21 protein-coding genes and 2 tRNA genes are annotated in these 23,509 nt (G+C 74.5%); 11 read left to right on the forward strand and 12 right to left on the reverse strand.

Going from position 1 to position 23,509, the window contains the following annotated elements:
- Positions 1–106 precede the first annotated feature (106 nt).
- From AC1050_RS07235 to AC1050_RS07250, 4 genes are all read left to right on the forward strand, one after another.
- Positions 107–1,063, forward strand: a complete 957-nt coding sequence (locus AC1050_RS07235; protein WP_482386676.1) for an ABC transporter ATP-binding protein — start codon at positions 107–109, stop codon at positions 1,061–1,063.
- Entirely contained in the window at positions 1,060–1,887 is an 828-nt protein-coding gene (locus AC1050_RS07240; RefSeq protein WP_482386677.1) for an ABC transporter permease subunit, read from the forward strand. Before AC1050_RS07235 ends, AC1050_RS07240 begins: the two co-directional genes overlap by 4 nt.
- 157 nt (positions 1,888–2,044) lie before the next feature.
- Positions 2,045–3,472 carry an ATP-binding protein gene (locus AC1050_RS07245; RefSeq protein WP_482386678.1) on the forward strand — a complete coding sequence of 476 codons (1,428 nt, stop codon included), beginning with the start codon at positions 2,045–2,047 and terminating at the stop codon, positions 3,470–3,472.
- 80 nt (positions 3,473–3,552) lie between these two features.
- Positions 3,553–4,176 (forward strand): response regulator, encoded by a 624-nt coding sequence (locus AC1050_RS07250; protein ID WP_482387257.1) that lies wholly within the window; start codon positions 3,553–3,555, stop codon positions 4,174–4,176.
- Here the strand turns inward: AC1050_RS07250 and AC1050_RS07255 are convergent.
- Together AC1050_RS07255 and AC1050_RS07260 are read right to left on the reverse strand one after the other, a co-directional pair.
- Positions 4,156–7,248 carry an efflux RND transporter permease subunit gene (locus AC1050_RS07255; RefSeq protein ID WP_482386679.1) on the reverse strand — a complete coding sequence of 1,031 codons (3,093 nt, stop codon included), beginning with the start codon at positions 7,246–7,248 and terminating at the stop codon, positions 4,156–4,158. The genes AC1050_RS07250 and AC1050_RS07255 overlap by 21 nt on opposite strands.
- 160 nt (positions 7,249–7,408) lie before the next feature.
- Positions 7,409–8,641 (reverse strand): MFS transporter, encoded by a 1,233-nt coding sequence (locus AC1050_RS07260; protein ID WP_482386680.1) that lies wholly within the window; start codon positions 8,639–8,641, stop codon positions 7,409–7,411.
- 107 nt (positions 8,642–8,748) lie between these two features.
- Between AC1050_RS07260 and AC1050_RS07265 the strand changes: the two genes are divergently transcribed.
- Together AC1050_RS07265 and AC1050_RS07270 are read left to right on the forward strand one after the other, a co-directional pair.
- A complete protein-coding gene (locus AC1050_RS07265; protein ID WP_482386681.1) occupies positions 8,749–9,207 on the forward strand; it encodes a MarR family winged helix-turn-helix transcriptional regulator in 459 nt (152 codons plus the stop codon).
- A gap of 119 nt (positions 9,208–9,326) precedes the next feature.
- Entirely contained in the window at positions 9,327–10,223 is an 897-nt protein-coding gene (locus tag AC1050_RS07270) for a siderophore-interacting protein (RefSeq protein WP_482386682.1), read from the forward strand.
- A gap of 124 nt (positions 10,224–10,347) precedes the next feature.
- Here AC1050_RS07270 and AC1050_RS07275 read toward each other — a convergent pair whose 3' ends face one another.
- The 4 genes from AC1050_RS07275 to AC1050_RS07290 all read right to left on the reverse strand — a co-directional run bounded on the left by AC1050_RS07275 (position 10,348) and on the right by AC1050_RS07290 (position 13,386).
- A complete protein-coding gene (locus tag AC1050_RS07275) occupies positions 10,348–10,641 on the reverse strand; it encodes a sulfurtransferase TusA family protein (protein ID WP_482386683.1) in 294 nt (97 codons plus the stop codon).
- A gap of 13 nt (positions 10,642–10,654) precedes the next feature.
- Entirely contained in the window at positions 10,655–11,056 is a 402-nt protein-coding gene (locus AC1050_RS07280; protein WP_482386684.1) for a DUF6766 family protein, read from the reverse strand.
- 273 nt (positions 11,057–11,329) lie between these two features.
- On the reverse strand, positions 11,330–12,061 hold the full coding sequence (locus AC1050_RS07285) for an ANTAR domain-containing protein (protein WP_482386685.1): 732 nt from the start codon (positions 12,059–12,061) through the stop codon (positions 11,330–11,332).
- Positions 12,062–12,228: 167 nt separating this feature from the next.
- Positions 12,229–13,386: a glutathione-independent formaldehyde dehydrogenase gene (locus AC1050_RS07290; protein ID WP_482386686.1), complete on the reverse strand. Its 1,158-nt coding sequence runs from the start codon at positions 13,384–13,386 to the stop codon at positions 12,229–12,231.
- A 155-nt stretch (positions 13,387–13,541) separates the two neighbouring features.
- Between AC1050_RS07290 and AC1050_RS07295 the strand changes: the two genes are divergently transcribed.
- The 3 genes from AC1050_RS07295 to AC1050_RS07305 all read left to right on the forward strand — a co-directional run bounded on the left by AC1050_RS07295 (position 13,542) and on the right by AC1050_RS07305 (position 16,813).
- Positions 13,542–13,916 (forward strand): DUF3140 domain-containing protein, encoded by a 375-nt coding sequence (locus AC1050_RS07295; protein ID WP_482386687.1) that lies wholly within the window; start codon positions 13,542–13,544, stop codon positions 13,914–13,916.
- Positions 13,917–14,037: 121 nt separating this feature from the next.
- Positions 14,038–16,074, forward strand: coding sequence for a beta-galactosidase (locus AC1050_RS07300; RefSeq protein ID WP_482386688.1), 2,037 nt, complete (start codon positions 14,038–14,040; stop codon positions 16,072–16,074).
- An 88-nt stretch (positions 16,075–16,162) separates the two neighbouring features.
- A complete protein-coding gene (locus AC1050_RS07305; RefSeq protein ID WP_482386689.1) occupies positions 16,163–16,813 on the forward strand; it encodes a TetR/AcrR family transcriptional regulator in 651 nt (216 codons plus the stop codon).
- A gap of 62 nt (positions 16,814–16,875) precedes the next feature.
- Here AC1050_RS07305 and AC1050_RS07310 read toward each other — a convergent pair whose 3' ends face one another.
- The gene (locus AC1050_RS07310) at positions 16,876–18,369 is read right to left on the reverse strand and encodes an MDR family MFS transporter (RefSeq protein WP_482386690.1); all 1,494 of its coding nucleotides are present in this window, start codon (positions 18,367–18,369) and stop codon (positions 16,876–16,878) included.
- A 124-nt stretch (positions 18,370–18,493) separates the two neighbouring features.
- Positions 18,494–19,171 carry a GAF and ANTAR domain-containing protein gene (locus AC1050_RS07315; RefSeq protein WP_482386691.1) on the reverse strand — a complete coding sequence of 226 codons (678 nt, stop codon included), beginning with the start codon at positions 19,169–19,171 and terminating at the stop codon, positions 18,494–18,496.
- 164 nt (positions 19,172–19,335) lie between these two features.
- On the opposite strand from AC1050_RS07315, the gene AC1050_RS07320 reads away from it, so the two are divergent.
- Both AC1050_RS07320 and AC1050_RS07325 read left to right on the forward strand, forming a co-directional pair.
- Positions 19,336–20,040 (forward strand): ANTAR domain-containing protein, encoded by a 705-nt coding sequence (locus AC1050_RS07320; protein ID WP_482386692.1) that lies wholly within the window; start codon positions 19,336–19,338, stop codon positions 20,038–20,040.
- Positions 20,041–20,107: 67 nt separating this feature from the next.
- Complete coding sequence (locus AC1050_RS07325; protein WP_482386693.1) at positions 20,108–20,839, forward strand: ANTAR domain-containing protein; 732 nt, start codon at positions 20,108–20,110, stop codon at positions 20,837–20,839.
- Positions 20,840–20,859: 20 nt separating this feature from the next.
- Here the strand turns inward: AC1050_RS07325 and AC1050_RS07330 are convergent, their stop codons facing one another.
- From AC1050_RS07330 to AC1050_RS07345, 4 genes are all read right to left on the reverse strand, one after another.
- Positions 20,860–21,516 (reverse strand): GAF domain-containing protein, encoded by a 657-nt coding sequence (locus AC1050_RS07330; protein ID WP_482386694.1) that lies wholly within the window; start codon positions 21,514–21,516, stop codon positions 20,860–20,862.
- A gap of 100 nt (positions 21,517–21,616) precedes the next feature.
- Positions 21,617–21,688 (reverse strand) — tRNA-Gly (locus AC1050_RS07335).
- A 155-nt stretch (positions 21,689–21,843) separates the two neighbouring features.
- Positions 21,844–21,917: transfer RNA gene (locus AC1050_RS07340), tRNA-Leu, on the reverse strand.
- Positions 21,918–21,966: 49 nt separating this feature from the next.
- The gene (locus AC1050_RS07345) at positions 21,967–23,481 is read right to left on the reverse strand and encodes an NAD(P)/FAD-dependent oxidoreductase (protein ID WP_482386695.1); all 1,515 of its coding nucleotides are present in this window, start codon (positions 23,479–23,481) and stop codon (positions 21,967–21,969) included.
- Positions 23,482–23,509 lie beyond the last annotated feature (28 nt).

The raw sequence follows: 23,509 nt of genomic DNA on the forward strand, positions 1-23,509 counted from the left end.
GATGGCGAGGGCGGCACCCGCGAAGTTCGGCCCCACGGCCGTTCCGCGCCACGACGGCGGTCCGTAGGTTCGTCTTCGTCAGCAGGGACCAACGTGTGAGGACACCATGATCGAGGCAGTGGGACTGACCAAGAGATACGGGAAGAAGACGGCCGTCGCCGGCATCGACTTCACCGTCCAGCCGGGTAAGGTCACCGGCTTCCTCGGCCCGAACGGTGCCGGGAAGTCCACCACGATGCGGATGATCATGGGCCTGGACCGGCCCACGTCCGGCACCGTCACGGTCAACGGCAAGCCGTACTCCCAGCACCGCTCCCCGCTGACCGAGGTCGGCGCGCTGCTCGACGCGAAGGCGGTGCACTCCGGCCGGTCGGCCACGAACCACCTGCGTGCCGTCGCCGCGACGCACGGCATCAGCCGCCGGCGCGTGGACGAGGTCATCGAGATGACCGGGCTGCAGGGCGTGGCCGGCAAGCGCGTCGGCGGGTTCTCGCTCGGCATGGGCCAGCGCCTCGGGATCGCCGCCGCGCTGCTGGGCGACCCGCGCACGCTGATCCTGGACGAGCCGGTCAACGGCCTCGATCCCGAGGGCGTGCTGTGGGTGCGCAACCTGGTCAAGCACCAGGCGTCCGAGGGCCGCACGGTCTTCCTGTCCTCGCACCTGATGAGCGAGATGGCGCTGACCGCCGACCACATCCTGGTGATCGGGCGCGGGCGGATCATCGCCGACGCCCCCGTGGACGCGATCATCTCCGGCGCCACCGGTGGCACGGTGCGGGTGCGCAGCCCGCACGCCGCCCAGCTCGCCGAGCTGGTCCGCGGGCCCGAGGTCACGGTCACCTCCGTGGAGGCCGGGCTGCTGGAGGTCGCCGGCACCACCGCCGAGAACATCGGCGAGATCGCCGCGCGCAGCGCCCTGGTGCTGCACGAGCTGACCCCGGTGCACCAGTCGCTGGAGGCGGCGTACATGTCGCTGACCGCCGACGACGTCGAGTACCACTCCGCCACCCCCGGCGCGGCGTCGTCCGCGGCCGCGCAGACCCCTGAGGAGGCCCGGCGATGAGCGCCACCGCCACCGTCCCCGCCACGCGTGCGGCCGCCCGCCCGGCCGGCGACGTCCGCGTCACCTTCCCCCGTCTCGTGCGGTCCGAGTGGATCAAGCTCTGGACCGTCCGCTCGACGTGGTGGGTCGTCCCGATCACGGTGATCGCGCTGGCAGGCATCGCCTGGATGATCGCCTACTTCGGCACCCAGGAGATGGAGCAGAACGGCGGTGACGTCGGCCCGTTCACGGCAGGCGCCCTGGTGGGCGGCATCCAGCTCGCCCAGCTGGCGATCTGCGTGCTGGCGGTGCTCACGATCACCGGCGAGTACTCGACCGGCATGATCCGCAGCACCCTGACCGCCGCGCCCACCCGGACGCCGGCGCTGCTGGCCAAGGGCCTCGTCGTGGTCGCCGTCGCGTTCGTCACCGGCATCGTCGGCACGATCGTCTCGTGGGCGATCACCTACCCGGTGCTGGGCGAGGCGTACCGCCTCGACCTCGCGGACGGCGTGAACCAGCGCATCCTGGTCGGCGCACCGCTGTACCTCGCGGCGATCGCGCTGCTCGCCTTCGCGATCGGGGCGATGCTGCGGCACTCGGCCGGCGCGCTGGCCACCGTGCTCGGCCTGCTGCTGGTGGTCGAGAGCGTGTTCGCGATGGTCCCCTGGGCGTTCTTCGAGAAGGTCAGCCCGTACCTGCCGATGTCCGCCGGCACGCAGCTGGTGCAGAACGGCGGCCCCGACGCGGTGCTGTCGCCCTGGGAGGGCTACGGCGTGCTCGTCGCCTGGGGCGTCGCCGCGCTGGTGGCGGCGCTGGTGCTGGTCCGCCGCCGCGACGCCTGACCGGTTCCGCACCCCGCCCCCGGCCCCGGCCCCACCCCCACGGGTGCGCCGAGGCCGGGGGCGCGGCGCGTGGCGCACCTACGATGCGACGACGCCGCACGCACCAGCAGCAGGACCAGCAGCGCCATCACCACCGCGACCGGACCCGGAGGGACCGTTGAGCCAGGACCCCGGCCTCGCACCGGTCACCTTCACCGAGCTGGACGCCCGCCGCCTCGGCCGCGTCCGCCGGTACTTCGCGCAGCACCCGCGCGCGTCCGACGTGCTGGTCTGCCTGTTCTTCGCGATCGGCGCGGTGTCGGACGTCGGCCCGGTCGTCGACACGGCAGGGCCCAACGTCGCGGTCGACCAGGGCGGCGACGTCCGCATCTCCGCGACGGTGGCGGCGCTGTCCGCGGTGCTGGTCGTGATCGCCCTGGTGGCCCTGTGGTTCCGCCGCCGGTGGCCGGTCCGGGTCGCCGTGCTGCTCGGCGCGCTCGCCGCCCTGCAGGTCGTCCTCACCGGTTCGATCGGCTCGCTCGACGTCGGCTTCGCGCTGGCGCTCTACGTCGTCGCGGCGACCCGGCCGCAGCGCCAGGGCTGGTTGCTCCTGGGCAGCGCGAGCGTGGCCGTGCTCGCGGCGTTCCTGCTGTGGGGCGCCGTGCTGCGCCCCGCCGCGGCGCAGATGAACGCCGACATCGGGTCGATCCTGGTCGCCGGGCTGATCGCCCTGGCCATCGGGTCCAACGTGCGCAGCCGCCGCCTGCACACCCGGGCGCTCGTCGACCGGCACCAGCAGCTGGTCGACGCCGGCGAGCAGCACGCCAAGCTCGCCGCGGCCGCCGAGCAGGCCCGGATCGCCCGCGAGATGCACGACGTGGTCGCGCACGGGCTGACGGTGATGATCGCGCTGTCCGACGGCGCCCGCGTGGCCGTGCGGCGCTCCCCCGACGACGCCGAGCGCGCGCTGGACCTGGTGGGCGACACCGGGCGGGCGGCGCTGGCCGACATGCGCCGGATGCTCGGGGTGCTGCGCGGCGCGGACGTCCCGCTGGAGCCGCAGCCCGGCTCGCAGGACCTCGAGGCGCTGGTGCAGCAGTTCCGGGCCGCGGGCCTGACCGTGCACCTGACCACCGCCGGCCCGGCGCTGCTCGACGACGCCGCGCTCGCGCTGACCGTCTACCGGGTGGTGCAGGAGTCGCTGACCAACGCGCTCCGGCACGCCGGGGCGGGTGCGCGCGTCGACGTCCTGGTGCGGCACGGCGCGGGCCGGGTCGGCATCGAGGTGGTGGACGACGGCGGCGCGGCGGACCCCGTGGCCGGTGCCGACGACGACGGACCCGGCCGGCTGAGCCGGATCGGCGGGCGCCTGGCCGAGCGGCGGGACGACCCCCTGGACGCCCGGACCGACGCGGAGCCCGACGTCGCGACCGCCCCGGCGGGCCTGCCCGCGCGCACCGGGCGCGGGCTGGTCGGCATGCGCGAGCGCGCCGCGGTCTACCGTGGCACCGTCGCCGCCGGGCCGTACCGGGCCGGCTGGCGGGTGCACGTGGAGCTGCGCACCGACGACCGCACGACCGAGACCCACCCCGAGGAGCCCGCGTGACCGCCAGCCCGGACGGATCCGCCCCGGAGCGCACCGGCCCCGTCCGCGTGCTGCTGGTCGACGACCAGCCGCTGCTGCGGATGGGCTTCCGGATGGTGCTGGACGTCGAGGACGACCTGACGGTGGTCGGCGAGGCGGGCGACGGAGCCGAGGCGCTGCGCCAGGTCGCCGCCCTGGACCCGGACGTGGTGCTGATGGACGTCCGGATGCCCGGCACCAACGGCATCGAGGCCACCGAGCGGATCGTTGCCTCGGGCGCGCGGTCCCGGGTGCTGATCCTCACGACCTTCGACCTGGACGAGTACGCGTTCGCCGCGCTGCGGGCGGGCGCCAGCGGGTTCCTGCTGAAGGACGCCCGCCCGGCCGAGCTGACCGGCGCGATCCGGGCGGTGGCCACCGGCGACGCCGTGGTGTCGCCGCGGGTGACCCGCCGGATGCTCGAGCTGTTCTCCGAGGAGCTGCCGACCGCCGACGCCCGGCCCGCGCCGCGCACGGACGCCCGGATCGACGACCTCACCCACCGCGAGCGCGAGGTGCTGCTCGCGGTGGCCGAGGGGCTGTCGAACGCGGAGGTCGCCGAGCGGCTGTTCCTGTCGGAGGCCACCGTGAAGACCCACGTGGGGCGGATCCTGGCGAAGCTCGGCGTGCGCGACCGCGTGCAGGCGGTCGTGCTCGCCTACGAGTCAGGCCTGGTCGGGCGCTGACGCCCCGGCCGCCGCGACGCGCTTCCGCTCGCCGCGGCGCTCGGTCAGCGTGTAGAGCACCGGCACGAGCACCAGGGTCAGCAGCGTCGAGCTGAGCAGCCCGCCGATGACGACGATCGCCAGCGGCTTGGAGATGAACACCCCGCCGCCGGTGAGCCCGAACGCCATCGGCAGCAGCGCGCAGATGGTCGCGGCCGCCGTCATGACAATCGGCCGCAGCCGGTGCCGCGCCCCCTCGACGACCGCCTCGGCCAGCGGGACGCCGTCGCGGCGGTACTGGTTGACCAGGTCGATCAGCACGATCGCGTTGGTGACCACGATGCCGATCAGCATCAGCACGCCGATCAGCGCGGGCACCCCGAGGGCGGTCGACGTGACCAGCAGGCCGATCAGCGCACCGGTCGCGGCGAACGGCACCGACACCAGCAGCACCAGCGGCTGCCGCAGGGACCGGAACGTCGCGACCATCACCACGTAGACGATGGCGATCGCGATCAGCAGCGCGAGGCCGAGGTCGGCGAACGCGTCCTGCTGGTCGGCGGACACGCCGCCGATGGTCACCGAGGCACCGTCCGGCACCTCGATGCCGTTCACCGCGGCCTGCAGGTCGGCGGTCAGCGTGCCGAGGTCCTGGCCCGCCGGCGTGGCCGACACCGTCGCGGCGCGCTGCCCGTCGATCCGGGTGACCGAGGTCGGGACGTCGACCACCTCGACCGAGGCGACGCTGGTGAGCGGGACGACGCCGGCCGCGGTCGGCAGGAGCACCGCGCGCAGCTCGTCGACCGTGGCCGGGACCTGCCCGGTGCGCAGCACGACGTCCACCGGGCCGGTGCCGAGGTCGACCTGGCCCACGGGCTGCGGGCTGAGCATCCCCGCCAGCGTGCCGGCGACCTGCGTCTCGGTCAGGCCGGCCGCCGTCACCGCCGCGCGGTCGACCTGGACGCGGACGGTCGGCTGCTCGGCCGCGAGGTCGTTGGTCACGTCGGTGGTGCCGTCGACGCCGCGGACCGTCTCCTCGACCTGGGCCGCGAGGTCCGCGAGGGTGCCGGCGTCGGCGGCCTGGACCACCACGTCGACCGTCGAGCTGCCGTACGCGGCGTCGCCGCCGGACACGCCGATCGTGCTGTCGCCGGCCGGCTCGACCTCGTCGCGGATCGTGTCCTGCACCGCCGTCGCGTCGGCGTCGGCGCCGAGGGTGAGCGCGTAGGTCGCCGTCGGGGCGCCGCCGCCGCCGAAGAACGCCGCCGCGCCGCCGGCGGACCCGACGGTGGTCTGCACGGTCTGCACGCCGGCCAGGTCGGCCAGCTGCTGCTCCACGTCCCGCGCGGCGTCGTCCTGCGTGGCCAGCGAGGTCCCGGCGGGGAAGGTCTGCGTGACCGTGACGGTGTCCTGCCCCGTCGAGTCGAGGAAGTTGGTCTCCAGGCGCGGGGCCAGAGCCAGCGTGCCGCCGAGCACCGCGACCGCGATGCCGAGCGTCCACACCGGGTGCGCGAGCGCGGCCCGCAGCGCGCCGAGGTAGCCGCGCTGCATCCGGCCGCGGCGCTCGCGCGCCTCGGCCGCCTCGCGGTCGGCCCCCGCGTGCTCGCCCTTCGGCGCACGGAGGAACCAGTAGGCGAGCACCGGGACGATGGTCAGCGCCACCAGCAGCGAGGCGGTCATCGCGATTGCCACGGTCAGCGCGAACGGCCGGAACAGCTCGCCGACCATGCCGCCGACCAGGCCGATCGGCAGGAACACCGCGACGGTCGTGATGGTGGACGCGGTGATCGCGCCGGCGACCTCGCGGACGGCGGTGAGGATCGCCGCCTGCTTGCCCTCGCCGTAGGACAGGTGCCGCTTGATGTTCTCGATGACGACGATCGAGTCGTCGACCACCCGCCCGATCGCGACGGTCATCGCGCCGAGCGTGAGGATGTTGAGCGAGTAGCCCGTGACCTGCAGGCCGATGAACGTCACCAGCAGCGACAGCGGGATGGAGATCGCGGCCACCAGCGTCGAGGCGACGGACGCCAGGAAGGCCAGGATCACGACCACCGCGAACACCAGGCCGAGCCCGCCCTCGGTCGCCAGCCCGTGGATCGACTCCTCGATGAACGGCGCCTGGTCGAACACCACGGCGACCTGGTCGTCGCCGACCACGGCGGACAGCTCGTCCAGGGCCTCGGTCACGCCGTGCGACACCTCGACGGTGTTGCCCTCGGGCGTCTTGGTGATCGCGATGCCCAGCGCCGGGCTGCCGTCCAGGCGGGAGTACGAGGTCGGCTCGGCCGTGCCCTCGGACACCGTGGCGACGTCGCCGAGCACGACCGGCGCGCCCGTCGCGGCGGCCAGCGGCAGCGCGCGGAGCTCGTCCACCGAGGTCAGCACCGCGCCGACCTGCACCGACAGGGTGCGGTCGCCGTCGTCGACGGACCCGGCGGGCAGCGCCACGCCGTAGTCCTGCAGCAGCGTGGTCACGGCCGCCGGGGAGACGCCCGCGGCGGTCGCCGCCGCGAGGTCCAGGTCGACCGTGACCAGGTCCTCGGCCGTGCCGGTCAGGCTGACGTCCCGGACGCCCTCGATCTCCTGCAGCCGCGGCAGCACCTGGTCGTTCAGGGTCGCGACGAACGCGGGATCGACCTCGGCGGCGTCGTCGCCGGCGCTCACCGCGAGCTGCACCACGGGCAGGTCGTCGATCGAGCCGGTGATCACCTGCGGCTCGACGTCGTCGGGCAGGGTCGTCGCCGCGCGCTCCAGGGCCCGCTGCACGTCCTGCGCCGCGTCCCCGGTGTCCGTGCCGTAGGTCAGCATCACCGTCGTCGACGACAGGCCGGTCGACGCAGTGGACTCGACGTCCTCGACCCCGGCGATGCCCGCGAGCGCCGCCTCGACGGGCTCGGTGACCTGCTGCTCGACCAGGTCCGGCGCGGAGCCGGGCGAGGCCGCGACCACGGCGACCGTGGGGATCTGCAGCGACGGGATGAGCTCCTGCTTCAGCGAGCCGAGGCTCACCACGCCGAACACGGCGATCGCCGCGGTGACGAGCGCGATGACCGCGCGGTTGGCCAGCGAGAGCCGGGTCAGACGGGACATGCGCGCTCCACGGTCGTGGCCCGGTGCGGGCCGGAGTCGGTGCGCCGTGCGGTCCGGTGAGGCCTCCGGGCACGGCACGACCGCGCCACCCGGCCGTCGTGGCCGTGGAGCGCGGTCGTGGGGGTCAACGGCCGGTGCGCCGCTGCGGTTCCCAGCGGGTTCACACCTCGCCCAGGGCCTCCTCGGGGGTGCCCTCGACGGCGCGCGCCGCGCGGTCCCACCGCCGCCACGTCAGCCGCTCGCCGACGGCGTGCGCCATGCCCTGGCCCTTCCAGGCGAACGCGACGACGCCGATCACCAGCACGCCCGCGCCGACCCAGTAGGGCGCGGTCGCGCTGACCGGGTGCAGCAGGCCGGCGATCACCGGGGCCGGGGCCGCGAAGCCCCAGCGGACCAGGTTGAAGGCCGCCGTGGTGGTGCGGCGCTCGGCGCCGCCGATGCCGAGCGCGAGGTCGGTGAGGTTCGCGTTGGCGATGCCCATGCAGACCCCCGCCAGCACCAGGACGACGACCGCCTCGGCGGTGCCCACGCTCGTGGCCAGGAGCACGAGCGCGACCACCAGCCCGCCGATCGCGATGCCGACCGTCGCCACGGCGCCGACGCGGTGCGCCAGCCGGTGCCCGACGACCAGGATGCCGACGGCCAGGCCGATCCCCCACGCGGTGAACACCAGGCCGAGCGGGACCACGTCCAGGCCGAGGAACACCGGGGTGTAGCCGAGGATCACGAAGAACACGAAGTTGTACGCCGCGGTGACCACGCACAGCGTGCGGAACGCGGGGCGGCGGAACGGCTGCCACACGTCGCGCAGCGTGAGCGCCGTGGGCGGGTCCTGCGGGTCGCGCAGCCGGGTGACCGACATCGCCAGCGCCACCAGCATGAACACGCCGCACGCGGCGAACGGCACGCGCCAGGAGATCTGGCCGAGCAGGCCGCCGATCAGCGGGCCGACGGCGAACCCGAGCCCCACGCAGGTCTCGAACAGCTCGACCACCCACTCGCGGTCGGTGGCGAGCGCCACCAGCAGCACCATCGCGGTGGCGAAGAACATCGCGTTGCCCAGGCCCCACAGCCCGCGGAGCACGGCGAGCTCGAGGATGTTGCCGGAGAGCGCCGCCAGCAGCGCGGCGGCCGCGACGACGGTGACGCCGGTGGCGAGGACCTTGCGGTAGCCGTACCGGCCGGTCGCGATGACCGCGGGGATCATGCCCACCGCCATCACGATCAGGTAGGCGGTGAACAGCAGCTCGATCTGCCAGGTGGATGCCCCGATCTCCTCGCCGATGACCGGCAGGATCGGGTCGACGACGGCGATGCCGGCGATCGCGAAGAAGGCGGTCAGCGCCGTGGCGTAGATGGCGGTGCGGTGCGGTTCGGGGTGCCGGCTGGCCATGCGGGTCCTTCGCGTCGGTGGCGGAACGTAGATACCTGTATCGTACACGCTTCTCTCCAGCGGGCCGTGGCAGACTGCGCAGCCGGGACGAGGAGGACGGTGGACCCATGCAGCAGCCGGACGACGCGGTGCGCACGATCGAGGCCCAGGTGGCGATGCTCCTGCGGCTCTCCGACCGGACGCGGCGCTCCGCCAGCCGCGCGCGCGGCGAGCTCGAGCGGTCCGCCTACCTCGTGCTCGGCGTGCTCGCCGAGGAGGGCGCCACCAGCGTCAACGCCATCGCGGACGCGCTCCGGCTGGACCCGTCCACGGTGACCCGCCAGGTGCTCGCGATGGAGCAGGCCGGGCACGTCGTGCGCAGCGCCCACCCCGCCGACGGCCGGGTCACCCTGGTCGAGCCGACCGAGGCCGGCCTCGACGCGCTCGCGGCGACCCGCGACGTCCGCGCCCGGCTCTACGGCGAGATCCTCGACGCCTGGCCCGCCGCGGACCGGGCGGACCTGGCCCGGCTGCTGACCCGGCTGAACGCCGACGTCGACACCTGGGGCCGGTCGCACTCCGCGTGACGCGTCCCGCCCGCACCACCTACGCTCGACCCGGCGCCACCGGCCACGCCCCCGGGCCCCGGCGCCGTCCCACGCCGCTCCGCCCGGCACCCCGTCTGCGACCGGAAGGTGCTACCCGCGTGACCTCGACCGAGCCCACCGCTCCCGCTCCGCGCCGCCCGCGCGCGCCCGCCCTGCGGGCCACCGTGCTGCGCTCCGAGCACCTGACGCCGGCCATGGTCCGGCTCACGCTGGCCGTGCCCGGCTACGTCCCGTCGCCGCACGCCGACTCCTACGTCAAGCTCGTGTTCCTGCCCGGTGCGGGCGCCACTGCGTCCGGCGCCGACGTGCTCGCCGCGTGGTCGACGCCCGACGGCCGGGTGGACCTGGAGGCCGCGCGGGCGGCGCTGCCCGCCGACGCCCAGCCGCGGATGCGCACCTACACGGTGCGCGCGTACGACGACCTGGAGCTGACGCTGACGGTCGACCTGGTCGTGCACGGCACCGCCGGCATCGCCGGCCCGTGGGCGGCGACCGCGCAGCCCGGCGACGAGGTCGTCGTCATCGGCCCCGGCGGCGGGTACTCCCCCGACCTCACCGCGGACCACCACCTGCTGGCGGGCGACGCCTCCGCGCTGCCGGCCGTGGCCGTGTCGCTGGAGCGGCTCGGGGCCGCGGCGACGGGCGTCGCGTTCCTGGAGGTCGCGGACCGCGCCGAGGAGGTGCCGCTGCACGTGCCCGACGGCATGGCCCTGCACTGGGTGCACGCCGGCGACGCCGCGCCCGGCGCCCGCCTGGTCGAGGCCGTCCGCGCCTGGGCCTGGCCCGACGGCCGGGTGCACGCGTTCGTGCACGGCGAGGCCGGGTCCGTCCGGGAGCTGCGCCGGTACCTGCGGGTCGACCGCGGCATGCCCACGACCGACCTGTCGATCTCCGGCTACTGGCGGCTGGGCACCGACGACGAGGGCTGGCGCGCCGGCAAGCGCGACTGGCTCCGCGGCATCGAGGCCGCCGAGGCGGCCGCGGGCCTGGACTGACACCGCGCGCGACCTGCGCCCGAGCCCGCGCGCCCGTCGAATGTCCACAAACCAGCGGACATATCGCCCGTACCGACCACGTTTGTGGACACTCGACGACTGTCCAGCGCGGGGCCGGGACCGGTCAGGGCTGCGGGTGCCAGGGGCGGTCCGGGTCCGTGGGGCGGGGGGCGGCGGCGACCTCGATCGCGTAGGTCGCCGGCGGCGGGCCGCCCGGCACCGGGCCGAGGTAGCGGTGGCCCGTCATGCGGCACCACGCGGGCAGGTCGATCGGGGCCACCGGGTCCGAGGTGGTCAGGTGCACCACCGTGCCGGCCGGCAGCTCGAGCGCCCGGGCGCGCAGCAGCACCAGCAGCCGCGCGCAGCCGAGGTCGCCGCCGTCCACGTGCACCACGGACTGCTCGGGCGGGTTCGGCACGAGCCGACTGTACTCAGGCCTGGTGCTCCTGCCGCTCGGCGTCGGCCTCCTCGCGGTACTCGAACTCCGCGGGGTCGATGCCGCGCTCGGTCAGCAGCCGGTCCACCTTGGCCTCGAGCCGCTCGTCGCCCTCCTTGGACTGCGACGAGCCCCAGAAGTAGAACAGCGCGAGCCCGGCCGCCTGCCACACCAGCTGCAGGAACTCGGACTGCCAGTTCTCGAACGTGGACGACAGGAACGCCGGCGCGAACTCCGACCACGAGAACGTCTGCCCGTGCTGGGCCGCCTCGTTGCGCTGCTCGATCATCTGGAACACGAACTGCCCGGCCCACGAGAACAGGAACAGCGCACCGGTCACGATGCCGAACGAGTACGCCGTGAAGAACCGCGGCCGCGGGGACCTCTGGCTGGCCACACGTCACCTCCGCCGAGAGCGAGGGCGCGGGCCCACCTCAGGACCCGCGGACAGGGCGAGTCTCACCCCGCCGCCGCCCGCGCGCGACCGGGTCCGCACGGCTCGCGTCGCGCGACCGCCGAGATGACACCGGTCGCCTGTGCACGGGGCACCGTGGTCAGGCCGGACCTGCCACCTCGGCGCCCGCGCGACCCTGCGCGGCGGGGCGGGGCGCGGCGGGGCGCGGCGGGGCGCGGCGCGGCGCGGCGCGGCGTGGCGCGGCGTGGCGCGAGGTCAGGCGACGCCGGTGAGCCCCGCGCGGGTCGAGGGCACGCCCGGCAGCGGCCCGGCCGGCCGGTCGGCCATCGCGCCGGCGATCAGCCCGGCGGCGACCTCGCGCGCGTCGCCGTCCAGCGACGCGTGCTTGAGGTAGGCGATCGCCTCCGACGGGTCGCACCCGCGCTGCGCCATGACCACGCCGATCGCGCGGTCGATCAGCGGCTGGGTGCGGCTGCAGGCCAGCAGGTCGTCCATCGTCTGCGCCAGCGCGATCACCTCGTCCCGCGCCGCGACCACGGACGCCAGGCCCTCCGCGAGCCCGGTCGCGCGGGCGACGATCTCGTCCCACGGGCACGATCCCGGACCGTAGAGCGCGAGGTAGACGGTGACGTCCCGGTGGGTGCCGGCCACGACGCCCGCGGACCGGAAGCCCTGCACCGCGCAGGCGTGCGTCCAGACCGGCCAGCGGCGCTCCGCCGCGACGTCGGGGACCACCACCGCACGACCGGTGGCCCGGAGCTCGTACCGCGGTCCCTGGCGGTGCCGGTCCTGCGCGCCGTCGCAGCGGGCGACCTGCACGGAGCCGGCCGAGAGCCAGCGGTCGACGCCGCGCACGGTGGCGGTGGCGCAGGCCTGCGCGTCGACGCCGAGCGTGCGGCCCGCGTGCGTGGTGAGGGTGTGGATGAGGGCGTCGAGCGACGCGTCGGCGTCGATGCGGACCGACTCGTCGCCAGCGGGGGTGTTCATGGTTCGACCTCGCCTGGTGCGGCACGCTGCGCAGCGCTGCACAGGCACACAGTTTCACCCCCGCGGGCCGTTGACACCAGGGGGACGGGCCCGGCGGTCGTGCCGCCGGACCCGTCCCGTGACGGGGGTGCTGGTCAGGGCACCGCCCGCCGGCAGAGTCGAGTCGATCAGGCGGTGGTGCCCGTGGCGCCGGGGTGCAGCAGCACCTTGGTCCAGCCGTCCTCGCGGTTGTCGAACCGCTCGTAGCCCTCGGCCGCCTGCTCCAGCGGCAGCTCGTGCGACACGATGAACGAGGGCGTCGCGCGCCCCGCCACGATCAGGTCGCGCAGCTGGCGGTTGTACCGCATCACCGGGGCCTGGCCGGTGCCCATGTGCTGGCCCTTGGTGAAGAACGTGCCGTAGTCGAAGCCGATCCGGCCCTCCTGCGCACCCGGGTCGGCCGCACCCGGGTCCTCGGGCATGTAGACCCCGACGACGCCGATGCCGCCGGTCGCGCGGACGACCGCGACCAGGTTGTCGAGCACCAGCTCCGGGTGCTCCTGCCCCGACGGGTCGTGCGCCTGGTAGCCGACCGCTTCGACGCCGCAGTCGGTGCCGCGGCCGTCCGTGGCGTCCAGGATCTGCTCGACCGGGTCGCCGGCGGAGAAGTCGACGCCGACGGCGCCGATGCTCGCGGCGAGCCGCAGGCGGTCGGGCTCCTTGTCGACGACGAACACCCGGGACGCGCCCCGGATGAGCGCGCTGTGCGCGGCCATGAGGCCGACCGGGCCCGCGCCGAACACGGCGACGTCGTCCCCGGGCTGCATCCGCGCCAGCTCGGTGCCGTGCCAGCCGGTCGGGAAGATGTCGCTGAGCATCGTGAAGTCGTTCTCGTGCTCGGTGCCCCCGGGGAGCTTCAGCAGGTTCACGTCGCCGTACGGCACCCGCAGGTGCTCGGCCTGGCCGCCGTCGTACGGGCCCATGTTCGCGTAGCCGTACGCCGCGCCGGCCATGCCCTCGATCGGGTTGGTCCGCAGGCAGAACGACGTCCACCCCTGCAGGCAGTTCCGGCAGGTGCCGCAGGCGATGTTGAACGGCACGCTGACCCGGTCGCCGACCTTGATCCGGGAGACGGCCGGGCCGACCTCCTCGACGACGCCCATGTTCTCGTGGCCGAGGACCTTGCCCTCCTCCACGCTGGTGCGGCCCTCGTACATGTGCAGGTCCGAGCCGCAGATGTTGGTCGTCGTGATGCGGACGAGGACGTCGGTCGGCTCCTCGATCCGCGCGTCCGGGACCTCGGTGACCTCGACCTGGTGCGGTCCGCGGTAGACGACAGCACGCATGGTGACCCTCCTCCGGCGGCGCGGGTGGCCGCCCTCGACGCCGCGGGCTGGTTGCACGGCGGGTGCGGCGATCCTCCGCCCGGACCAGCCGCGGGGCATCTCGGGGAGGCTGCGGGTGCCGTCCGGCCGGGCCCGTCCTAACGTGGAGGTCCGGCGTGGGGACCCGGCGCCGGGACGCGATCCTCGAGGGAGGCACCGTGGCGCACGCCGAGATCGACGACGAGCTGTGGCAGGAGTTCCACGACGTCGTGAACATGACGTCCCGCGAGCTGCAGGACTGGCTCATGACCCGCGACGCGGGCACCGACACCGAGCCGCTGCCCGACGAGGCCGGTCCCGACCGGTCGCAGGGCGTGCTGGCGGTCCTGGGCAAGCGGCGCACGGACCTGACGCCCGACGACGCGCAGGTGATGCGGTCCGTCGTCGACACCGTGCGGTCGCTGCGCGGCGAGGAGCCCGAGCCGACCGCCGGGGACGCGGCCTGGCGCCACCGGCTGATGTCCGTCGGGCACGACCCGCTCAAGCCCTGACCCGGTTCACCCGGTTCCACTACCTACTGATCAGTAGGTAGAGTGGCGGCCGGTCCGACGACGGACCGGCCGGACCCGCGTCGACGCGTGCCCGGATCTCGCGCGACGAAGGGTGGAGTGCGTGGACGAGCTGCTGTTCGGCGCGGCGTACTACGACGAGTACATGCCGACCGACCGCATCGAGACCGACGTCGAGATGATGAAGGCGGCGCACATCACCGTCGTCCGCATCGCGGAGTCGACGTGGAGCACGCTGGAGCCGCAGCCGGGCGTCTTCGACTTCACGCACGTGGACCGGGCGCTGGACGCGTTCGAGCGGGCCGGCATCCACGTCATCGTCGGCACGCCGACCTACGCGGTGCCGGCCTGGCTCGTGGCGTCGTACCCCGACGTGCTGGCGACGACGGACGCCGGCGAGGGCCGGTACGGCGCGCGGCAGATCATGGACATCACGAACCCGGCCTACCTGTTCCACGCGGAGCGGGTCATCCGGGAGCTGATGCGGCGCACGGCGCACCGTCGCGGCGTGATCGGGTTCCAGATCGACAACGAGACGAAGCACTACGGGACGGCCGGCCCCGCCGTGCAGCGCGCCTTCGTCAAGCACCTGCGCGCCGAGTTCGACGGCGACCTGGACGCGGTGAACCGCGCGTTCGGCCTGGACTACTGGTCCAACCGCGTCGACGCGTGGGAGGACTTCCCGGACGTCCGCGGGACGATCAACGGCTCGCTGGGAGCGGCGTTCGAGGCGTTCCGGCGCCGTCTGGTGGAGGAGTTCCTCGGCTGGCAGGCCGGGATCGTGCGCGAGTACGCCCGCGCCGACCAGTTCGTCACCCAGAACTTCGACTTCGACTGGAGCCCCGGCTGGTCCTACGGCCTGCAGCCGTCGGTCGACCACTTCCGGGCCGCCGCGGCGGTCGACGTCGCGGGCGTGGACATCTACCACCCGACCCAGGACCGGCTCACGGGCAAGGAGATCGCGTTCGGCGGCGACATGACCCGGTCCATCAAGGGCGGCCAGAACTACCTGGTGCTCGAGACGCAGGCCCAGGGCCAGCTCGCGTGGCTGCCGTACCCGGGCCAGCTGCGCCTGCAGGCGTACAGCCACCTCGCCAGCGGCGCCGACGGCGTCATGTACTGGCACTGGCACTCCATCCACCACTCCTTCGAGACGTACTGGAAGGGCCTGCTCAGCCACGACCTGGCGAGCAACCCGACGTACGAGGAGGCCGGCGTGTTCGGCGCCGAGGCGGCACGCGTCGGGTCGTCGCTGATCCACCTGCGCAAGCAGAACCGGGTCGCGGTCATGGTGAGCAACGAGGCGCTGACGGCGCTGCGGTGGTTCACCCTGGAGACCGGGTTCGTCGACGGCGTGTTCGGCAGCTCGCTGGGCTACAACGACGTGCTGCGCTGGGTCTACGACGCGCTGTTCGAGCTGAACGTCGAGGTCGACTTCGTCTCCACCGAGGACGCCGACCTGGGCCGGTACGACCTGCTGGTGGTGCCCGCGCTGTACGCCGCCGGGCAGGCGACCGTCGACCGGCTGGACGCGTACGTCCGCGGCGGCGGGCACCTGGTCACCACGTTCCGCACGGCGGTCGCCGACGAGCACGTCCAGGTCTGGCACGACACCGCGCCGCACGGCCTCACCGAGGTCACCGGCGTCACGTACAACCAGTTCACGGTCCCGGACGGCGTGGGGCTGGCGCTGCACGGCGACCTCGCCGGGGCGCCGGGCGCCGAGGCCGGCGCGCGCACGTTCATGGAGCTGCTGCGCCCGGACGGCGCCGAGGTGCTGGCGTCCTACGACCATCCCGCCTGGGGCGGCTACGCGGCGGTGACCCGGCACCGGGTCGGCACCGGGTCGGCGCTGCACCTCGGCACCATGACGTCCCCGGAGCTGCTCCGGGCCGTGCTCGCGCTCGCGATCCGCGACGCCGGCGTGGCCGACTGGACGCAGGACCTGGCCGGCACGGTGTCCGTGCGCCGCGGCACCAACGCGGCCGGGCGCGCCGTGACGTATCTGCTGAACTACTCCGGCGCACCGGTGACGCTGGCGGCCCCCGTGGCCGGGCGCGACCTGCTGGGCGACCGCGACGTCGCCGCCGGCGACGAGCTGACGGTCGGCGGCTGGGACCTGGTGGTCCTCGAGTCCTGAGCGGCGGCCCCTCCCGGCGCGTCCCGCACGGGCGCGCCGGGAGGTTAGGGTCGCGGGCAGCCGACCGACGACCAGGAGACCCGCGCACGTGAGCCCGACCCAGGACGACCGCCCCGCCGCCCGCCACCGGGTGCGGCTGACGCCGGAGCAGCGGCGCGCCCAGATCGTCGAGGCCGCCACGGTGCTGGTCGCCCGGCACGGGTTCTACGGCGTCTCGCTGCAGGACGTCGCGCGCGAGGTCGGCATCACGCAGGCCGGCCTGCTGCACCACGTCGGCAGCAAGGAGGGCCTGCTCGAGCTGCTGGTCAAGCAGCGGTACGACCTGCGCGGCCAGCCGGACGACTACGTCGCGACCGGCGACCCCGCGGCGACGCACCCCGACGGCCCGTCGCTGCCCGGCTACTTCCGGTACCTCGTCGACCTCAACGCGACCCGGCCCGAGCTGATGAAGCTCTCCATGGTGCTCGGTGCCGAGGCCGCCTCGCCCGGGCACCCCGCGCACGACTACTTCGCCGCCCGGCCCGATCTCACCTGGGACCTGTACCGGCAGACGGCGTGGCGGCTGCCGCCCGAGGTCGGCCCGTTCGACGGGCTGCGCGACCTGGTGGAGATGGTCATCGAGGCGATGGACGGCGCGCAGGTGCGGCTGTTCCGGCTGCCGCCGGTGGACCTGCGCGACGAGTGGGCCCGGTTCGAGGCCGTGCTGTTCCCGTCGCCGCTGTGGGACGGCTACCGCTGAGGACGACGACGGGCCGGTGACCACCGCGTGGTGGTCACCGGCCCGTGCGGGGCGCTCCGGCGTCAGTGCATCGCGACCGGGGCGTCGGCGGTGACCGGCGGCCGCCGGACCAGCAGCGACACGGCGACCGCGACCAGGGCGACGATGCCGCCCCACATGAACGCGGCCTGCACGCCGTCCGCGGTGGCGGACAGGGTGTCCGCGCCGTCGGCCACCCGCGACGCGGTGGTCGTCGACAGCACCGTGATGAACAGCGCGGTGCCGGCGGCGCCCGCCAGCTGCTGCAGCGTGTTGACGATGGCGCTGCCGTGGCCGTACAGCTCCCGCGGCAGCGAGCCGAGCGCCGAGGTGAACAGCGGCGTGATCATGAACGCCAGGCCGACGCTCAGCAGCACGTGCACGCCCACCACGGCGACGGTCGTGGTGCCCGGGTGCAGGGTGCTGAGCAGCCAGAGCGCCGCGCTCAGCGCGACGACGCCCGGGGTGACCAGCGGCCGCGGGCCGACCCGGTCGAACAGCCGGCCCACCACCGGGGACAGCGCCCCCATCACCAGGCCGCCGGGCAGCAGCAGCAGGCCGGTCTCCAGCGTGCCGAGCTCGAGCACCTGCTGCAGGAAGATCGGCAGCACGATCAGGGCGCCGAACATGGCCATGAAGCCGATGATCAGCACCAGCGCGGACACCGTGTACGAGCGGTGCGTGAACACCCGCAGGTCCATCAGCGGGCCGTCGGCCGAACCCTGCAGGCCGATCTGGCGCCGCGCGAACACACCGAGGGCGAGCACGCCGACCACGATGGGGATCCACGGGGCGACCAGCACGTGGCCGCCGGCGGACTCGCCGATGCTGGACAGGCCGAAGATCAACGCACCGAACCCGACGGCGGACAGCAGCAGCGACACCACGTCCAGGCGGGTCGGCCGCGGCTCCGTGACGTCGCGGACCTTCCACGCGCCGAGGCTCAGCGCGATCAGCGCGACCGGCAGCATGACGATGAAGATCCAGCGCCAGGACAGCTGTGACAGCACCAGGCCGGAGATGGTCGGGCCGATGGCCGGCGCCACCGAGATGACGATCGAGATCGTGCCCATGGTGCGGCCGCGGATGCTCGGCGGCACCAGGGTCAGCGCGGTCGTCATCAGCAGCGGCAGCATGATCGCGGTCCCGCTGGCCTGCACCACGCGCCCCGCCAGCAGCACCCCGAACCCGGGGGCCATCGCGGCGATCGCGGTGCCGGCGGTGAACAGGCTCATCGCGGTGAGGAAGATCGGGCGCAGCCGGAACCGGCCCATGATGAACCCGGTGGCCGGGATGACCACGGCCATCGTCAGCATGAACCCCGTGGTCAGCCACTGGCCCGTGGCCGCGGAGACCCCGAGGTCGCGCATCAGCACCGGCAGGGCGACGCCCATGACGGTCTCGTTGAGGATCACGGTGAAGCCGGCCACCAGGAGCAGGCCGATCAGGGTCTTGTCGCCGGCGGACAGCCGGTCGGGCGCCGGCGTCTCGCGCGGCGCGGGGCGCTCGCGCAGGGCGGTGTCGTCGTGCGTGGTCATGGGTCTCCCTCGCGGGTGGGTGCTCGTGGTCGGTGCGCGCGGGCGCCTGGGCGCCCGGAAGGGAGGCGCGCACTGGTTCCGAACCCGCGGACCCCGCGGTTGATTCCCGCGGCGTCGCGGCCCCTCAGCGAGCGGGCCGGTCCACCAGGTCCTGCAGCACCGTCCGGGCGATGTCGGGCAGGTCCGCGCCGCCGTCCCGCGAGGCGGTCGTGAGGATGTGCAGCGCCTCGGCGGCATCGCAGCCGGCGGTGGCCATCACCGCGCCGACGGCACGGTCGATCGCCGCCTGCGCGGCCAGCGCCTCCTGCAACGCGGCGCGGCGCCGGTCGAGCTCCTCGGTCCGCAGGCACAGGTCCACCACGGTGCCGATCATCTGCGCGTACACGTCGCACCGCACCAGCGTCGCCCGGTCCCACTCCTGCAGCCGGTCGCCGTAGACGTTCAGCGCGGCGCCGGCGTGGCCGTCCAGGTGGGAGGGGAAGGCGGCCGCCGTGCGGAAGCCGAGCGCGCGCGCCGTCGCCGCCCACGCCGGCCAGCGGGTCTCCTGCGCGACGTCCGGCACGAGCACCGCCTGCAGCGTCCCCATCGCGTCGACGCACGGGCCCACGCGCTCGGCGGCCTCGACCTCGTCGCAGTGCGCCGCACGCGGGTCGCTGCTCGCCGCTCGCCGCACGTCCGCGCCGTCCAGCACCGTGATGCTGCAGCTGAGGTCGGCGCCCAGGTGGTACGCCGCGCGCGTCACGAACAGGTCGAGGTGCTCGTCGAGCAGGGTGTCCTGCTGCAGGTGACCCGCCTCCGTCATGGTGCCCCCTCCCGCCCGCCGACCGGGTCAGGTTCACACCGCACCGACCGGCGTGCAACCGGTGCGAGGACGCCCGCGCCGGTTCCCGGCGCGGGCGCGACCGGGGGTCGGTAGGCTGGCACGAGCCGGGCTGACCATGCCAGGGGCAGCGGAGGGTGGCGACGATGGTGGACCGGTCGACGCTGCTCGCGACGCTGACGTCGGCCGCCGTGGACCAGTCCGACGGCGCCCCGCTGGTCGGCCGGCTCTGCGAGGCGGCACGCACCGTCTCCGACGCGGACGGCGCCTCGCTGGCGCTCGCCCCGGACCACCGCACGTTCGTGGGCCGGTCGGTGCTGTGGGCGACCGACGACACGGCCGCCCGCATCGAGCAGATCCAGGACGTGGTCGGGCACGGCCCGTCCTCCGACGTGCTGCGGGACGACGTCGCGCTCAGCGCCACGCTGGCCGACCCCGCCACCCGCTGGCCGACGTTCGCCGAGATGGCGGCCCGGCAGACCGCCGCGCTCAGCCTCACCGCCGTGCCGCTGCACGCGGGTGCGGGCGTGCTCGGCGTGCTCACCCTCTACCGCTCCCGGCCCGGGGCGCTCACCGGGACGCTCGAGGACCTCGGGTTCGTCGCGGACGTGATCGCCGTGGCGGTGCTCGACGGCATCGTCCCCGGCGCGCCGCCGCCCGCCGCCTCCTGGGACGAGCGGTCGTTGATCCACCAGGCGGTCGGGATGGTGATGGCCCAGCTCGCGGTGACGGCCGACGACGCGCTCGCGCTGCTGCGCGCCCACGCCTTCGCCCTGGACCTGACCCTGCCCGTGGTCGCGCACCAGGTGCTCGACCGCGACCTGCGGTTCCGACCCGAGGAGCTGCCGTGAACCGCCGCCCGTCCGCCGGCACCCGAACACCCGCCAGCACCACCCCGCGCACCCCCCGGAGGTCCCCGTGAGCCGATCGTCGCCCCTGTCGGCGCTCACCAGGACGCTGTCCGCCCTGGCCGCCGAGCAGGACGCCGTGAGCGTCCTGTCCGCCCTCGTCGAGTCCTGCGCAGACGTCCTCGGAGGGGACGTCGGGATCGTCGTGTCCGAGGACCTGCACGCCACCGCCCCCGAGCGGTTCGACCTGCTCGCCGCGTCGTCGCACACCGCGGCCACCCTCGAGCTCTTCCAGCTCCAGGTCGGCCACGGGCCCTGCCTGGACGCGGTCACCGCGGACGAGGACGTGTCGGTCGCCGGCGACCGCGCCATGGGTGCCCGCTGGCCGCGGCTCGAGCCCGCGCTGCTGCGCTCCGGCTACCACGCCGCGCACGCGCTGCCGATGCGCTGGCGCGGGCACCCGTTCGGTGCGCTGAACCTGTTCCTCGGCACACCGCACCCGCTGACCGCGGACGAGCGCACCACCGCCCGCGCGTTCGCGGACGTCGCCGCGATCACGATCGTGCACGCGGGCGCGAGCCCGGACCTGGACGCCGTCGCCCGCGCGGTCGCCGCCACCGGCGCGCACCGGGCGCTGGTGTCGCAGGCCACGGGGGCCGCGCGCTTCCTGCTCGACGCCGAGGAGGACGAGGCGTACGCCGCGCTGCAGCGGCACGCGCGCCGCACCGGTGCGCCGCTCACCGACGTCGCCCGGGAGCTGCTGGACCACGTCGCCGCGGGTGACCGGCCGGCCTGGCTCTGAGCCCCGCCGGCCCGGCGTGATCAGGACCAGCGGCTGCTGCCGCCGGGTCCGGGGAGCACGACCGCGGCGACCAGCCAGTCGCCGATCTGGGCCACGCTGACGCCGGTGCGCGCGGCGAGGTGGCGCAGCAGCGACTCCGCCGCCAGGCTCTCGAGGCCGCGGGCCTCCATGAGCACGCCCACCGCGTGCGCCCGGCGGACGACGTCGCTGTCCTCGGGCTCACCGCTGCGCGACTCCCGGTCCGCCAGGCCGAGCCGGCCGCGCACGTCCTCCGCCACCCCCTCGGCGAGCACCGCGGCGGTCGTGAGGTCGTCGGCGTCCCACTGGCGCGGCAGCACCGCGTACACGTTGACCGCGATCTCGCTGCGCTCCCCCACCACGGCCGGGACCGCGACGAACGACGCGAACCGCTCCGCGGTGGCCCGGTCCCGCCAGGAGGGCCAGCGGGCCGCCTCCCGGAGCAGGTCCGGCAGCACGACCGGGTGCATCGCCCGCATCGCCGCGACGCAGGGACCGTCCTGCGTCTCCTGCTCGTCGTCGTCGCACCGGGCGGCGCGCGCGCTGCTGCTCGCGGCGCGCACGGTCGCGCCGAAGTGCCGGAAGGTGATGCTGGCGTGGGCACCGGTGCCCATGCCCAGCGCCGCGGAGTCCGCATGACGCTGCAGGTAGGTGGTCATGCGCAAGCCCCCAAGGGCTCAGAGGACGGCGCGGGGCCGTATCCCCCTACCGTCGCACACCCGGTCGCATCCCGGGGTGTGCCGGTGGTGCCGGATCCGGAGCGGACGACGGGATTCGAACCCGCGACCCTCACCTTGGCAAGGTGATGCTCTACCACTGAGCCACGTCCGCACTGCCTCGGGCCGGTCCTGCGACCGTCCGGAGCGAGGCACGACTCTACCCTCCGTGCGCGCAGGGGCGGAAACCACGGGCCGCCCGGGGGCTGTGGTGCCGCTCACGTCGGGGTGGTGGCGTGGGCGTCGCGCGGCCCGGGACCCGGACCTCGGTGCCCCCGGCGGGACTCGAACCCGCACTGCGCCGGGTTTAAGCCGGCTGCCTCTGCCGGTTGGGCTACGGGGGCCGGCGCCCACATCCTGCCACCGTGCACGCCGGTGGTGGTGCGGGGTGGCTCAGGCCTTGGCCTTCGCCGACGCGCTGTCGGCCGCCGACGTGTCGTCGGCCTTGCCGCCGCCGGCGGGCTTGGCCTCGGAGCTCGGCACCGGGGAGTGGTCCTCGGTCGCGGCCGGGGCGGCGGGAGCTGCCTCGGGCTTCGGCTTCGGCGGCACGGAGGCGGCGCGGAACTCCGCGCGCGGGTCGTGGATCGAGCCGAGCGCCACGGTCTCCCGTCGCCACAGCAGGTTCGCGGTCCAGCCGGACATGATCGCGAGCTTGCGGTTCAGCGTCGGCATCGCCATGACGTGGTACGACCGGTGCAGGACCCAGGCCAGGAAGCCGCGGACCTTGATCTTGCCCAGGAACTGCGCGACGCCCTTGTACATGCCGAGCGACGCCACGGCGCCGATGTTCTTGTGCTTGTACTCGGTCGGCTCGGCGCTGCGCAGCACCCGCGCGAGGTTGTCGGCGAGGTGCGTGGCCTCGCGGATCGCGTGCTGGGCGTTCGGCGGGCAGAAGCTGCCCGGGTTGTACAGGTCCGGCACGGCGGCGCAGTCACCGGCGGCGTAGGCGTCCGGGACGACGTTGCCCTCGGCGTCGGCGATCTGCAGGGTCGCGAGCGTGATGACGCGGCCCATCTTGTCCAGCGGCAGGTCGGAGTTCTGCAGCACCGGGTTCGCCTTGACGCCCGCGGTCCAGACGATGGTCTCGGAGTCGAACTCGGTCTTGTCCGACAGCACGACGTGGCCGTCGACGCAGGAGTTGAGGAACGTGGACAGGTACACCTCGATGCCGCGCTTGCGCAGCTGCTCCAGGGTGTAGCCGCCGAGCTCCTCGGAGACCTCGGGCAGGATCCGGCGCGAGCCCTCGACCAGGACGAACCGCAGGTCGGACGCGTCGAGCGACGGGTAGTGCTTGACCGCGTCGCGGGCCATGTCCTCGACCTCGGCGATCGCCTCGACGCCGGCGAACCCGCCACCGACGAAGGTGAAGGTCAGCATCCGGCGGCGCAGCTCCGGGTCCCAGGTGGACGACGCGCGGTCGATCCGGCCCAGGACGTGGTTGCGGACGGCGATGGCCTCCTCGACGTTCTTGAAGCCGATCGCCTGCTCCGCCAGGCCCGGGATGGGCAGCGTGCGGGCGACGGAGCCGAGGCCCACGATCAGGTGGTCGTAGGTGATCCAGTACGGGTCGCCCTCCTCGGGCGTGATCTGGACCTTGCGCTCGGCGTGCTGGATCTCGGAGACCTTGCCCTGCAGCGAGTCGATGCCCTTGAGCGCGCGGCGGTGCGGCGCGACGACGTAGCGCGCGTCGATCGAGCCGGCGGCGGCCTCGGGCAGGAACGGGGCGTAGGTCATGTACGGGCGCGGGTCGACGACGACGATCGCCGCCTCGCGGTTGCCCAGGCGACGGCGGAGCCGGCGGGCCGAGTACAGCCCCACGGACCCGCCGCCGAGGATGACGATGCGCGGGACCTTGCGGGCCTTGACCTCGGGGTGCTGCGCGTGGGTCGTGACGGTGGACTCAGACATGCTGCCAATTTTACGTCCCACGAATTAG

Source organism: Cellulomonas sp. NEAU-ZC6, from assembly GCF_056844425.1.

Bases quoted from the DNA above. Each gene is read 5' to 3' on its own strand.
- AC1050_RS07320 (WP_482386692.1), top strand. From the start codon at position 19,336: ATGGTGGACCGGTCGACGCTGCTCGCGACGCTGACGTCGGCCGCCGTG.
- AC1050_RS07290 (WP_482386686.1), bottom strand. From the start codon at position 13,386: ATGCGTGCTGTCGTCTACCGCGGACCGCACCAGGTCGAGGTCACCGAG.
- AC1050_RS07310 (WP_482386690.1), bottom strand. From the start codon at position 18,369: ATGACCACGCACGACGACACCGCCCTGCGCGAGCGCCCCGCGCCGCGC.
- AC1050_RS07265 (WP_482386681.1), top strand. From the start codon at position 8,749: ATGCAGCAGCCGGACGACGCGGTGCGCACGATCGAGGCCCAGGTGGCG.
- AC1050_RS07250 (WP_482387257.1), top strand. From the start codon at position 3,553: ATGGGCTTCCGGATGGTGCTGGACGTCGAGGACGACCTGACGGTGGTC.
- AC1050_RS07240 (WP_482386677.1), top strand. From the start codon at position 1,060: ATGAGCGCCACCGCCACCGTCCCCGCCACGCGTGCGGCCGCCCGCCCG.
- AC1050_RS07255 (WP_482386679.1), bottom strand. From the start codon at position 7,248: ATGTCCCGTCTGACCCGGCTCTCGCTGGCCAACCGCGCGGTCATCGCG.
- AC1050_RS07285 (WP_482386685.1), bottom strand. From the start codon at position 12,061: ATGAACACCCCCGCTGGCGACGAGTCGGTCCGCATCGACGCCGACGCG.
- AC1050_RS07315 (WP_482386691.1), bottom strand. From the start codon at position 19,171: ATGACGGAGGCGGGTCACCTGCAGCAGGACACCCTGCTCGACGAGCAC.
- AC1050_RS07260 (WP_482386680.1), bottom strand. From the start codon at position 8,641: ATGGCCAGCCGGCACCCCGAACCGCACCGCACCGCCATCTACGCCACG.
- AC1050_RS07345 (WP_482386695.1), bottom strand. From the start codon at position 23,481: ATGTCTGAGTCCACCGTCACGACCCACGCGCAGCACCCCGAGGTCAAG.
- AC1050_RS07235 (WP_482386676.1), top strand. From the start codon at position 107: ATGATCGAGGCAGTGGGACTGACCAAGAGATACGGGAAGAAGACGGCC.
- AC1050_RS07330 (WP_482386694.1), bottom strand. From the start codon at position 21,516: ATGACCACCTACCTGCAGCGTCATGCGGACTCCGCGGCGCTGGGCATG.